This is a genomic window from Kitasatospora sp. NPDC059803 (assembly GCF_042732255.1).
In the GTDB taxonomy this organism is placed as follows: Bacteria; Actinomycetota; Actinomycetes; order Streptomycetales; family Streptomycetaceae; genus Kitasatospora.
Genome location: NZ_JBHWIJ010000256.1, coordinates 1 through 12,756, shown reverse-complemented (window position 1 = coordinate 12,756; position 12,756 = coordinate 1). Strand labels below are relative to the sequence as shown.

General features: G+C 73.8%; 9 protein-coding genes. 6 read left to right on the top strand and 3 right to left on the bottom strand.

Going from position 1 to position 12,756, the window contains the following annotated elements; translation table 11 throughout:
- Positions 1-52 precede the first annotated feature (52 nt).
- A complete protein-coding gene (locus ACFV6I_RS30560; RefSeq protein WP_380375149.1) occupies positions 53-1,384 on the bottom strand; it encodes an MFS transporter in 1,332 nt (443 codons plus the stop codon).
- Positions 1,385-1,729: 345 nt separating this feature from the next.
- Between ACFV6I_RS30560 and ACFV6I_RS30555 the strand changes: the two genes are divergently transcribed.
- The gene (locus ACFV6I_RS30555; protein ID WP_380428788.1) at positions 1,730-3,406 is read left to right on the top strand and encodes a hypothetical protein; all 1,677 of its coding nucleotides are present in this window, start codon (positions 1,730-1,732) and stop codon (positions 3,404-3,406) included.
- Positions 3,407-3,475: 69 nt separating this feature from the next.
- On the opposite strand, the gene ACFV6I_RS30550 is transcribed toward ACFV6I_RS30555, so the two are convergent.
- Positions 3,476-3,919 (bottom strand): VOC family protein, encoded by a 444-nt coding sequence (locus tag ACFV6I_RS30550; RefSeq protein WP_380375146.1) that lies wholly within the window; start codon positions 3,917-3,919, stop codon positions 3,476-3,478.
- A gap of 320 nt (positions 3,920-4,239) precedes the next feature.
- Here ACFV6I_RS30550 and ACFV6I_RS30545 point away from each other — a divergent pair, with 320 nt between their 5' ends.
- Entirely contained in the window at positions 4,240-5,328 is a 1,089-nt protein-coding gene (locus ACFV6I_RS30545; RefSeq protein ID WP_380375144.1) for a hypothetical protein, read from the top strand.
- A gap of 264 nt (positions 5,329-5,592) precedes the next feature.
- Positions 5,593-7,083, top strand: coding sequence for an alkaline phosphatase PhoX (locus ACFV6I_RS30540; protein WP_380428786.1), 1,491 nt, complete (start codon positions 5,593-5,595; stop codon positions 7,081-7,083).
- 30 nt (positions 7,084-7,113) lie between these two features.
- Here ACFV6I_RS30540 and ACFV6I_RS30535 read toward each other — a convergent pair whose 3' ends face one another.
- On the bottom strand, positions 7,114-8,751 hold the full coding sequence (locus tag ACFV6I_RS30535) for a PucR family transcriptional regulator (protein WP_380428784.1): 1,638 nt from the start codon (positions 8,749-8,751) through the stop codon (positions 7,114-7,116).
- A gap of 142 nt (positions 8,752-8,893) precedes the next feature.
- Here ACFV6I_RS30535 and ACFV6I_RS30530 point away from each other — a divergent pair, with 142 nt between their 5' ends.
- The 3 genes from ACFV6I_RS30530 to pruA all read left to right on the top strand — a co-directional run bounded on the left by ACFV6I_RS30530 (position 8,894) and on the right by pruA (position 12,542).
- On the top strand, positions 8,894-9,490 hold the full coding sequence (locus ACFV6I_RS30530; protein WP_063349534.1) for a PadR family transcriptional regulator: 597 nt from the start codon (positions 8,894-8,896) through the stop codon (positions 9,488-9,490).
- The gene (locus ACFV6I_RS30525) at positions 9,487-10,752 is read left to right on the top strand and encodes an FAD-dependent monooxygenase (RefSeq protein WP_363368951.1); all 1,266 of its coding nucleotides are present in this window, start codon (positions 9,487-9,489) and stop codon (positions 10,750-10,752) included. The genes ACFV6I_RS30530 and ACFV6I_RS30525 overlap by 4 nt, the downstream gene beginning before the upstream one ends.
- A gap of 161 nt (positions 10,753-10,913) precedes the next feature.
- Entirely contained in the window at positions 10,914-12,542 is a 1,629-nt protein-coding gene (gene pruA / locus ACFV6I_RS30520) for an L-glutamate gamma-semialdehyde dehydrogenase (RefSeq protein ID WP_063349536.1), read from the top strand.
- Positions 12,543-12,756: the final 214 nt, after the last annotated feature.

Below are 12,756 nucleotides of genomic sequence, written 5' to 3'. Positions count from 1 at the left end.
TCACCGGTTAATTTTTTTTTATGTCCGGGGCCGGGGCTTTTGGTGGGGGGGGTCAGGACTGCTTGGGTTTGCGGGCGACGGCTATGGCCAGAGCGGTGCAGAGGGCGGCGGCGATGGCGGCGAAGCCGCTGACGGCGGGGAGGAGGCCGTAGTGCTGGACCAGGGCGCCGACGGCGACGATGGGGAGGGAGCTGCCGAGGTAGACGATGATCCACAGGGAGCTGAGCTCGGAGCCCCGGCGTTCCGGGTTCATCGCGGCGACGGCGGTGGTGAAGAGGGAGCGGAAGGCCACGCCCTGGCAGATGCCGCCGAGGACGCTGCCGATGAAGAGCAGGGCCGGGGTCTCGGTGTACTGGGCGGCGACGACCAGGGCGAGGCCGGCGGCGAGGCCGCCCATGCCGAGGGCGATGACCAGGCGGTCGGAGGTGGGCGGGACGAGGAGCTGGGCCAGTGCGGACGAGCCGAGCAGCAGGGCGGCCACGATCGCGCCGGTCAGGTGCGAGGAGGTGTGCAGCAGCTTGGCGGAGAAGGCCGGGGCGAGCGCCAGGTAGACGCCGAACACCGCGTACGAGATGAAGCCGGCCGAGGCGGCGAGCAGGAACTCGCGGCGGCCGGTGCGGGGCAGGGCGAGCCGGCGCGGGCGCAGGTGGGCCGGGGTGGTGATGCGGGGCGGGGTGGCCGGCGGGCGGTTGCGGCCGGGCATCCGCGGGTGGACGAGGGCCAGCGGCACGCAGAGCGCCAGCAGGGCGATGGCGTGCAGCAGGAAGGGCGTCAGCAGCGGGTCCGTGCCGTTGGCGAGCAGGGCGCCGACCACCGGGCCGAGCGCGACGCCGCCGGCGGAGCAGGCCAGGGTGAGTTTGGCGGCGAGCGTCGGGTGGTCGGGCAGCAGGTCGCCGAGGGCGGCCCCGGCGGCGCCGGTGGAGAGGCCGACGGCGATGCCCTGGACGGCCCGGCCGGCGGCGAGCTGCCAGAAGCTGCCCGAGGTGGCGAACACGACGTCGCCGGCGGCGGCCAGGGCGACGGCGGGCAGGATCAGGGCGCGGCGGCCGAGGTGGTCGGACCAGTGGCCGACCACGGCGAGCACGGGGACCAGCGCGAACACGTAGATCGTGAAGAGGATCGTGGTGTCGAGCGGGCCGAGGCCGAGGCGCTGCTGGAGGAGCGGGTAGATCGGCGTCGCCAGGTTGGCACCGATCAGCATCAGCAGCAGGGCGGCGGCGACCAGGCCGACGCGGACACCGCGCAGCGCGTTCCAGCGGCTGACCGCGGCGAGCTGGAGCTGGGCGCGGGGCGCGAGCTCCAGGGGAAGCAGGGCCTCCGAGAGTCGGCGTCCGTCGAGCTGCGCGGTGCGCAGGCCGGAGCCGGCGGGGGAGAGGTCCGCCATGTAAGGGATCTCCTGTGGCAGGGCACCACCGGGTCGGCGGGGTGTGCCGGCGCGCCCGTCCTGAGGCGCTGTGGTGGTGGCCGAGGTGCGGGGCTCCCTGGTGGAGCGGGTGAGCTGAGTGGGCCCCTCCTGCCCGGTGTCGGGCGGGGAGGGCGAAGGGCTTCATTGCCCGGTGGCCCGCGCGGGGTGTGCACGGTGCCAATGCGAAGGATAAAGGGTGGGCGCACGGTTGCGGCGCGCGCCCCTTGAGGCCGGGCATCGGGGGTGCCCGGCCTATACGCTGAGGTGGTGGATCGGGACGCTGAGCTGATAGGCGGACCGCTGGCTGAGGGAGAACGCACAACGATGGCCGGACGACGTCGGAAGAACGCCGGGGCTTCGCCGGGAGAGAGTGCGGTCGAGCCGGTTCTGCCCGCCGACCTGGAGCTTCAGGACCTCTACGGGGCGTTCGCCGCGCACGGGCTGGACGACGAGGACCTGGACGACGCGGCGGTCCTGGTACCGCCGGTGAAGCTGCCCGCCGAGGAGGAGCTGGCCGCCCTGGCGAAGGCCGTGCCGATGTTCGGGTACGCGCTGGCGCTGGCCCGCTGGGCCGCCCCGCACCGGGTGGTGGACGAGTTCGGCGACCTGGTGGAGGAGGACCGGGCGCCGGCGGCGCAGCTGCTGGGCCTGGCGCCCGCCGAGGGGGAGGTGCCGGAGGAGGCGGAGGTCGAGGCGATGCGGGCCTGGTCGCTGGCCTGCGACCTGGACCTGGTGGAGATCGGGACGACGGCGGCCGGTGAGCACGTCGCCGTGCCGGGCCCGGATCTGGAGCCCGCCGAGGAGGGTGACCCGGAGACCGTCCTGGAGCTGTGGCTGACCGCCGCCGGGATCGTCCGGGAGCTGGCGGTGGAGGCCGACTCGCTGCCGGAGGAGGAGGCCGCGCGGGCCGCCGAGGGCGGGGAGGCCGGGGAGGCCGGGGAGGCCGGGGAGGCCGGGGAGGCCGGGGAGGGCGGTGAGGAGGACGAGGACGCCCTGAGCGAGGTCGAGGAGGCCCGGGACGCCGCCGCCGAGCTGTTGGACGAGGCGTTGCAGGTGCTGTACGAGACCACCGCCTTCGCCGATCCGGGCAACGAGACCGTGCCGCTGGGCGTGCTGGCCGCGCTGCTGGTGGTGCCGGAGGGCGAGGAGCCGAGCGAGGAGCTGCTGGGCGACATCACCGATGTGATGGTCGCACTGGACCCGATGCTGGGCGACCTGGCCGAGCTGGGCCTGCTGGAGTACCGGCCGATCGACCCGGAGCTGTTCGACGAGGAGGAGGGCCCGGAGGGCGAGGAGCCCGCCCTCGTCGGCGAGGCACCGCTGGACGATGAGGAGTCGGCGCGCTTCGGGCTCGTCCGGCTCACCCCGCTCGGCCAGTACGGCATCCGGCAGTGGCTGCTGGAGGACGGCTACGACGCGCCGCTGGTCGGCGAGCTGGCCCAGGGCGACGCGGCCGAGCTGCTGCGCGCGGTGTGCGAGGCCGCCAACGTGCTGCCGGACGAGGAGCTGCGGGTCTGGATCACCGGCCGGGAGCCGGTGGCGGCGGCGCGCGAGCTGCTGGCGGCGGCGCGCGGCGACGACGCGTACGCCCCGATGCGGCGGATGCTCGGCGTCTCGGCGCTGAACATGCTGGGCGCGGCCGCCGAGCCTGCCGTGCGCGATGTGCTGGACGACCCCGAGCTGGGCGGCGCCGCCCGGGCCTGGCTGACCTCGAAGGGAGCGACGGACGTGCCGGTACCGGAGCGGACGATGGCGCTGTGGACGGTGGTCGACACCTTCGCCGCCCAGCTGCTGGACAGCGGCGGCGACGCCGAACTGCTGCGCGAGCTGATCGCGGACCTGCCGGTGACCGGCAACCCTGCGTCCTACTTCGGCGAGCTCTGGCGGGTCGACCACCCGTACACGGCGGACGTCCTGGAGGCCGTCGGGGAGCTGCACCTGGACCGGGCGGTGGCCAAGGAGGCACGCAAGGCGGCCTTCAAGGCGCGGTCCAAGGGCTGACGGGCCGACGGGGGGGGGGGGGCTTCGGCGGGCCGACGGGGGGCTTCGGCGGGCTGATGGGCCGGCGGGTCAGGGGAGATCGAGGGAGCCGTCCTCGGCGAAGGGGAAGAACGGGTTGTGGGCCAGCTCCCAGAGGTGGCCGTCCGGGTCCTCGAAGTAGCCGGAGTAGCCGCCCCAGCTGGTCGGGACCGGCGGCTTGACCACCACGGCGCCGGCCTCGACCGCCGTCTTCAACGCGGCGTCCACCAGCGCGGGGGACTCCAGGTTCACCGCGAGGGTGACGCCGCGGAAGGCGGGCTCACCGGTGGCGGGCACGCCCGCGTCCGCGGCCAGCTCCTCGGTGGGGAAGAGGCCGAGCGCCGAGTCGGCGGTGCGGAACCAGACGATCTCCGGACTGGAGGCGGAGGACCGCCGCCAGCCCAGGTCCTCGTAGAAGCGGGCGCTGCGGTCGAGGTCGGAGACCCCGAGGGTGACGATGCTGATCCGGGGCGGGAAGCTGCTGTCTGCTGTCATGCCGCCAGGGTAGGGAGGGCGGCTGACAACCGCGCGTCCTGACACGGCCCGTGCCGGCCGGCAACCAGCAGTCCTGGCACGGCCCGGGCCCGTCGGCGGCCGGGCGTCCCGACGCGGCCTGCGCCGGTGCCCGGTACCCGAGCTGATGACCCGGCAGGTCCCGGGCACTAAGGTGGCGTCGGCGGTGCGGGCGCGAGGACTCGGGGGTGCGGCACAGGATGATGCGGGAGAGTGGCGGCAGGCCCCCGGAGTGGAACGTCGGGCGGACGGACCCTGCGCGCGTACCGGACCCGAGGAGCAAGGAGGAGCGTCTCGCCGCGGTGGAGGACTTCTCCCGCCGGACGGTGGCCGCGGCCGACTTCCCGGTGTACGGCGTGGTCGCGGGGCTGTCGCGCGGGGGCGGCGGGACGGGCGGCTGGGGCGAGGCGCTGGCCGCCTTCGAGACCTCCGGCGGCGAACTCGCCTGGGTCGAGGTGCAGTCCGGCGACTGGAGCTCGGTGGCCGGCCCGTACGTCAGCGTGCGCACCTACCGGCCGGACGCGGAGCGCGGCGAGGACCTGCCCGAGCTGGAGGACGTGGTCGAGGACGAACGGGACCGGGTCTACGACCACCTGGGGGTCGACGAGGGCGACGGGCCGGGCCGGGTGCGGGCGTTGCGCGAGTGGATCACCGTGGACGGCGAGCCGTACCCGGTGGAGGTGCACGAGGACCGGCCGGTGCTCTGGCCGGGCGCATCGGCCGCCGACGGGGCCGCACCGGTCTGGGCCGGGCGGCTGCGGATCGGCGGGCTGACCGTGACGGTGTGCGGGCGCGGGGTGCCGCCCGGCGGCGTGGAGCTCGGCGGGATCGCGGACTTCGAGCCGTACCTGCGCGGCCGGGCCGAGCTGCTGGGCGAGCTGGCCGCCCGGCGGGCCCGGCAGGTCCCGGTGCAGGAGCGTGAACTGCCGCCCGCCGTCGGGCTGGAGGCGCACCGGGAGCTGATCGCGCAGAGCGTCGCCGCGTCCGCCGCCGTCGAGGCGCAGGTCCGGGCCGGGCGGACGCCGCGGCGCCCGCGCGGGGACGCCTACGAGGTGCGCTGGGAGGTGGCGGTGCGCCAGCAGATGCGGCTCGCCACCGAGAACCGGGAGGAGGCGGTGACGGCGCTGACCGCGATGGTCAACCACCTCAACCGGCTTGCCCGGCACACGCATTGGCTGATCGGCACGCCGGAGGGCGGGGCGGCCGTCGAGGAGGTCGTCCGGTACACGGTGTTCGCCAGCGAGGTGGCGAGCCTGCCGGCGCAGCGGGCCTGGGAGCAGCTCTGGCGGGAGCGGCGGGGCGGCGGGCCGGAGGTCTGGGAGGAGCACCGGCTCGCCGAGCAGCTGTGGCTGTCGGCCTGGGAGCAGTGGCGGACGACGCGGTCGGGGTGACCCTCGGCGGGGCGTCGTGGGTCGGGGTGGCCCTCGGCAGGGCGTCGTGGGTCGGGGTGGCCCTCGGCGGGGCGTCTCAGGCAAAGCGGAGGTCATGTGTCGGTCATCGGTTGGCAAATGGCCGCCTGGGCGTGAGGTGGGCGTCATGCCTGGTTCATCCCCGCGGCGGAGTCTGCTGGGCGTCGACACCCCGTCTCGACGCCCCGCCCGCCGGGCACCGGGCCCGCCCCCGGTCCGGCGGCCGATTCCTCAGGAGTTGCTGCCATGCCGCTGTCCCGCCGGGACTTCGTCAACCGTTCCACCCTCGTCGGGGCCGGCGTGCTGATCGCCGGCAGCGCGGAGGCGCTGGCCAGCGCCCCGGGCGCGATCGCCGCCCCGGCCGGCGGCGAGCTGCCGGCCGCGTCCGCGGCGGGTGACACCGGTGCGGTGCGCGCCGCCGTCGGCTACGGCCCGCTGGTACAGGACCCGGCCGGGCTGCTGTCGCTGCCCAAGGGCTTCGCGTACAAGGTCGTCAACCGAGCCGGCGTCACCCGGCTGCGCACCGGCGAGTTCACCCCGAGCAACCACGACGGCACCTCCGCCTTCGAGGACGAGCGCGGCGGCAACCTGATGGTCGTCAACCACGAGCTGTCCGGTGCCCGCGCCAACTGGCCGTACCCGGTGCCGCTGACCGAGGGCCACGTCTACGACCCGGGCGCGGCCGGCGGCTGCACCATCGTGCACGCCAAGCGGAACGGCTCGGTCGAGCAGTGGGTCGGCATCGCCGGCACCTCCACCAACTGCGCGGGCGGCGTGACCCCGTGGGGCACCTGGCTGTCCGGCGAGGAGACCGAGGACAAGGCCGGCAAGAACGGCTTCACCAAGGACCACGGGTACATCTTCGAGGTCGACCCGTTCGACGACGACTACAACCGCGACCCGCAGCCGGTGAAGGCCTTCGGCCGGTACGCGCACGAGGCCGTCGTGGTGGACCCGAAGCGCGGCCACGTCTACCTGACCGAGGACGCCTCGAACCCCAACGGCCTGCTGTTCCGCTGGACCCCGCCGGCCGGCTTCAAGCACGGCCGCTACCAGCTGCGCAAGCTGGCCGCCGACGCGGGCGTGCTGGAGGCCTTCAAGGTCTTCGACGCCCAGGGCAAGTTCGTCGACGACCTCTCCCGCGCCACCAAGGTCGGCACCACCTACGGCGCGGACTGGGTCAAGGTCCAGGACCGCGACGCCAGGACCGTCTCGATCCGCAAGCAGTTCAAGGACGGCGAGGTCACCCGCGCCCGCAAGCTGGAGGGCATGTGGTGGGGTGACGGCGGCTTCTACTTCGTCTCCAGCTTCGCCCGCTCGGAGAGCCCGGTGCAGCACGACGGCCAGGTCTGGTTCTACAACCCGACCCGCCGCACCATCACCCTGAAGGTGCTGCTCGGCGTCAACACCGACGTCTGGGGCGACCACGACAACTTCGACGGCCCGGACAACATCACCGTCTCGCCGTACGGCGGCATCGTGATCGCCGAGGACGGCGAGGGCGTGTCGCACCTGTTCGGCGCCACCGAGGACGGGCTGACCTACTCCATCGCCCGCAACGAGCTGAACATCGGCACCGCCGAGAAGCCGGAGTTCAGCGAGTTCACCGGGGTGACCTTCTCGGACGACGGCAAGACCCTCTTCGCCAACATCCAGACCCCGGGCATCCAGCTGGCCATCACCGGCCCGTGGCACCGGCTGAACGAGCACAAGCGCGGCCAGGGCTACGGCGAGTGACGTAGCGGGTGTCGAAGGGGCTGCCCGCGGTCATTCGTCCGCGGGCAGCCTCAGTTGCAGCATCGCCAGCAGGCGCTGCTGCGGCTGGGCGAGGTCGATGCCGGTCAACTGCTCGGCACGGCGCACCCGGTAGCGCAGGGTGTTGGGGTGGATGTGCAGGGCGTCCGCGGCGACCCGGACCTCGCCGAGCGCGTCCAGCCAGGCCAGCACCGACTCGGCGAGCCGGGTGCCGTGCCGGCGGTCGTACGCGGCGAGCGCGGTGAGCCGGGGGTCGCGCAGGCCGGAGCGCTCCTGGAGCAGCGCGAGCATCTCGCTGACCAGCACTTCGGCCTGGACGTCGATCAGCGCCGCCACGTCGAGGTCCACCCCGCCGCGGCTCATCGCGTCCAGGATGCGGTCCGCCTGCGCGCGGGAGTCCGGCACCTGGGCCAGGCCGTCCACGGTCGAGCCGATCGCGGCGCGCAGCGGGACGCCGAGGTGCTCCCGGGCGGCAGCCACCACCTCGTCCGCCCAGCCGCGCACGGTGGCCATCGGCAGGCCGGGCGGGAGCTCGGGCAGCAGCACGTACACCCGGGACTCGATCGGGGCGAGCAGGGCGGTGCGGTGCCGGGCGGCGGTGTGCACCGAGATCAGGCCGGTGACGTCGGAGCGGTGCAGCGCCTCGGTGGTGTGCGCGCCGTAGGCGAGCACGGTGGCCGGGCGGCGCAGGTCCAGACCCAGGTGGGTGGCGAGCGACTGCGGGCCGGTGGAGCCCTCCAGCAGGCCGGTGAGCAGCGTCCGGGTGAGCCGCATGTCGGCGGACAACTCGCGTCGGCGGCGCACCAGTTGGGCGGCGGCCACCCGGGCGGCGCCGACCAGGGCCTGATCGGCGAGCGGCGCCAGCGGCTGCGCCCCCTCCTGCACCCAGATGGTGCCGAGCGGCTGCGCCCCGGCCCGGATGCCGATCGCCAGGCGGCGGCGCAGGCCGAGTTCGGGGTGCGGTTCGACCGCGATCGGGGCGTCCGAGGTGCGCAGGTGCTGGAAGATGCCCCACTCGCGGAGCTTGGACAGGTACGGCTCGGGGCCCTGCCAGCCGAGGATGGAGAGCCGGCGCAGGTCGTCGACCTCGTCCGAGTCGGAGGAGCGGGAGTACGCCAGCACCCGGCTGGAGGTGTCCTCGATCGAGACGATGCCGTTGGTGAGCACGGCGACGGTCTGGGCGAGGGAGAAGAGGTCACCCGCGTTGGGTTCGGGGGCGCCGGGGGTGTCCGGGGCGTCCGGGCCGGCGATGATCGCGCGGGCCAGTGAGTCGAGGTGCTCCCAGCGGGTCTCGCGGCGCACCGAGAGCAGGGCGACGCCCGCCTCGGTGGCGGCCTCGCGCAGTGCGTCCGCCTGGCCGGGGCCGTCCAGCTTGACCGCGACCGCCGCGGCGCCGGCCCGTCCGGCGGCGCGCAGGGCGGGGAGGGCGGCGCGGCCGCGGGCGCCGATCGCGAGGACGAGTTCGCCGGGGGCGGCGGTCGGCGGGTCCTCCGGGTCGAGGATCGCGACGTCGCGGACCGGGACGTCCAGGCCCTGCGGGGCGGCCTGGAGTTCGACCAGGGGTTCGCCGAGGGACATCAGCAGCCGGCGGAGCGGGAGGCCGGAGGTGGGCGGGAGTCCGGGGGAGCCTGGGAGGCCGGGGGTCGTCATCGGGCCTCCTTCATCCGCTCGGACAATGCCGTGTGGTTGATTTTAGCCGGGCGGACAGAGTCGCGGCCCGGCTTTCGTAAATAGTTGACTCTGACTATTCAGGAGTGGATAGTCAGTACTGACCAAGAGATGAGGACGTCTCGTGGCGAAGCGACGCAAGGTGTCGAACCCGCTGGCCCTCGCGGTCCTGGCCGAACTCGTGGCCGGGCCGATGCACCCGTACGAGATGGGGCGCCGGCTCAAGGAGCACGGCAAGGACCGCAACATCAAGTACAACCGCAGCTCGCTGTACATGGTCGTGGAGCAACTGCGGAAGGCCGGGTTCGTCGCCGAACAGGAGACCGTCCGCGACACCCAGCGACCGGAGCGCACCGTCTACGCCGTCACCCCCGAGGGCCGGGCGGAGCTCACCGACTGGATGCGCGAACTCGTCGCCGAACCGCAGCACGAGTACCCCGCGTTCGGGGTCGCGCTGTCGCTGCTCATGGTGGTCCCGCCGGCCGAGGCCGTGGAACTGCTGGAACAGCGGCGGGCCGCGCTGGCGGCCGAGGTGGCGGGCATCCGGGCGGCCCTGCGGAAGGCCTCGGACGACGGCGTGGCCTGGATCTTCCTGATCGAGGAGGAACACCGGGTCGGCGCGCTGGAGGCCGAGGGCCGCTTCGTCGAGCACCTCGTCGGTCGACTCAAGGAGCCGGAGTTCATCCGGACCTGGCACGAGATCTTCGGGAGTCTGGAATGAGTACGAGCAACGGGGAGAAGAGGGCCCTCGTCATCGGCGGCGGCATCGCCGGGCCGGTGACGGCACTGGCCCTGCGCAAGGCCGGCGTCGAAGCCGTCGTCTTCGAGGCCTACGAGTCCTCCGCCGAGGGCATCGGCGGCACCTTCATGATCGCCCCCAACGGGCTCGACGCCCTGGCGACCGTCGGGCTCGGGGCGGAGGTCGGCGCGATCGGACAGCCGATCGGCCCGATGCTGATCGAGGACGGCCGGGGCGGCGTGCTGGCCGAGTTCGCCGGCCTCCCCGACCTGCCGCCCGGCCGGGTCATGCGCCGCGCCGAACTGTACGAGGTGCTCCAGCGGCGGCTGCGCGAGAGCGGCATCGAAGTCCGCTACGGCAAACGGCTGGTCGGCGCCGAGGAGGGCGCCGACGGCATCACCGCCCGCTTCGCCGACGGCGACACCGCCACCGGCGACCTGCTGATCGGCACCGACGGCACCCGCTCCACCGTCCGCACCCTGATCGACCCGGCCGCACCCGGCGCGCAGTACACCGGCCTGCTCGGCGTCGGCGGCTACAGCCCGCACCGGCTGCCCGGCCGGGCCGGACGCGGCGAGACCATGCACTTCGCCAACGGCGCCCGCGCCTTCTTCGGCTACTGGGGGCTGCCGGACGGCGCCGGGACGGCCTGGTTCAGCAACATCCCGCAGCCCGAACAGCTGACCGCCGAGCAGGTCCGCGCCGTCAGCCCGGAGGAGTGGCTGCGCCGGGTCCGCGACCTGCACGCCGACGACCTGCCCGCCCGGGACGTGCTGCGCGAGGCCGCCGCCGACACCGTCGAGGTCTTCCCGCGGCTGGAGATCATGCCGTCCGTCCCGCACTGGTACCGCGGCCGGATGGTGCTGGTCGGCGACAGCGCGCATGCCCCCTCCAACAGCTCCGGCCAGGGCGTCTCGCTGGCCGTCGAGAGCGCCGTCGAACTCGCCCGCTGCCTGCGGGACCTGCCCGACCACACCGCCGCCTTCGCCGCCTACGAGGCGCTGCGCCGGCCCCGGGTCGAGAAGATCGCCGCCAACGCGGCGCGCACCAACAACCAGAAGTCCTCCGGGCCGGTCGGCCGGGCGCTGTTCCGGCTGCTCGCGCCGATCGCGATGCGGACCTTCCTGAGCCCGGAGAAGATGCTCCGCCCGGTGCACGGCCACCGGATCGACTGGGACCGGCCGGTGCTCCCGGTGGCCTCCGGCGCGACGGGCCGTCAACGGCGCGCCGTGACCGCGCCGTGACTGCGCCGTGACCCCTTCGTCGGGCCGGACAACGCCGTACGGGGGAATTTAGCCGCCCGGCCAATCAAGTGGCCCCAGGGGCAGGAATAGCGTTCGTGCTGTGGCCGACGTGCGACCCACGCCGGCATCCCCCCGCATCAACGAAGGAGAGCGTGCGCTCTATGGACGCTGTGACCCAGGTCCCCGCGCCGGTGAACGAGCCGGTCCACAGCTACGCCCCGGGCAGCCCGGAACGGGCCCGTCTGGAGGCCAAGCTGAAGGAGCTGGGCGGCCAGGAGCCGGTCCAGCTGACCATGACGATCAACGGTGAGCACCGCATGGGCGGCGGCGCCGAGATCCACGTCGTCCAGCCGCACAACCACGCGGCGAGGCTCGGCACCCTGCGCAACGCCACCCAGGCCGACGCGCAGGAGGCCATCGACACTGCCCTGGCCGCGGCCCCGGCCTGGCAGGCGCTCTCCTTCGACTCCCGCGCCGCGATCTTCCTCAAGGCCGCCGACCTGCTGGCCGGCCCCTGGCGCGAGACCCTGGCCGCCGCCACCATGCTCGGCCAGTCCAAGACCGCCCAGCAGGCCGAGATCGACACGCCCTGCGAGCTGGTCGACTTCCTGCGCTTCAACGTGCACTTCGCCCGCCAGATCATGGCCGAGCAGCCGATCTCCTCGGACGGCGTGTGGAACCGCAGCGACCACCGCCCGCTGGAGGGCTTCGTCTACGCGATCACCCCGTTCAACTTCACCGCGATCGCCGGCAACCTGCCGACCGCGCCCGCGCTGATGGGCAACGTGGTGCTCTGGAAGCCGTCCCCGACCCAGCAGTACTCCGCGCACCTGCTGATGCAGCTGCTGGAGGAGGCCGGCCTGCCCAAGGGCGTCATCAACATGGTGACCGGCGACGGCCTGGACGTCTCCGCCGTGGCGCTCAAGCACCCGGCGCTGGCCGGCATCCACTTCACCGGCTCCACCGCCACCTTCCAGCACCTGTGGCGCTCCGTCGGCGAGAACATCGCCGGCTACCGCACCTACCCGCGGATCGTCGGCGAGACCGGCGGCAAGGACTTCCTGGTCGCCCACCCGTCCGCCGACCCGGCCGTGCTGAAGACCGCGATGACCCGCGGCGCCTTCGAGTTCCAGGGCCAGAAGTGCTCGGCGCTCTCCCGTGCCTACGTCCCGGCCTCGATCTGGGCCGGCCTCAAGGACGAGTTCGCCGCCGAGGTCGAGGGCCTCACCATGGGCGACGTCACCGACCTGGCGAACTTCATGTCCGCCGTCATCGACGACCGCGCCTTCGCCAAGAACAAGGCCGCCATCGACCGCGCCCAGGCCGACCCCGCGGTCGAGGTCCTGGCCGGCGGCACCTACGACGACTCGGTCGGCTACTTCGTCCGCCCGACCGTCCTCGTCTGCGAGGACCCGGCGTCCGAGTACTTCCGCGAGGAGTACTTCGGCCCGATCCTCGCCGTGCACGTCTACCAGGACGACAAGTACGACGAGATGCTGGCCCAGATGGAGTCGGCCTCCGCCTACGGCCTGACCGGCGCGATCATCGCCCAGGACCGCGCGGCCGCCCAGGACGCCATGCACAAGCTGCGCTTCGCGGCCGGCAACTTCTACATCAACGACAAGCCGACCGGCGCCGTCGTCGGCCAGCAGCCCTTCGGCGGCGGCCGGGCCTCCGGCACCAACGACAAGGCCGGTGCCAAGCAGAACCTGGCGCGGTGGACCTCGACCCGCTCGGTCAAGGAGACCTTCGTCCCGCCGACGGACTACCGCTACCCGCACATGGGCTGAGTGCCCCTCCCGACCGTTCCGGTCGCCTGACCGTCCCGGTCACGTGGCCGCGCCGGTCACCCGACCGTTCCAGTCACCCGACCGTTCCGGTCGCCTGACCACTCCGGTCACCCGCGACGCCCGGCCCCCCAGCCGGGGCTCGCCCGCCGGGGCGGCGGGGGCCCCGTACCCCCCGCCCCCCGCCCCCCCCCCCCACCAGCCCCCCTGTCTGGCA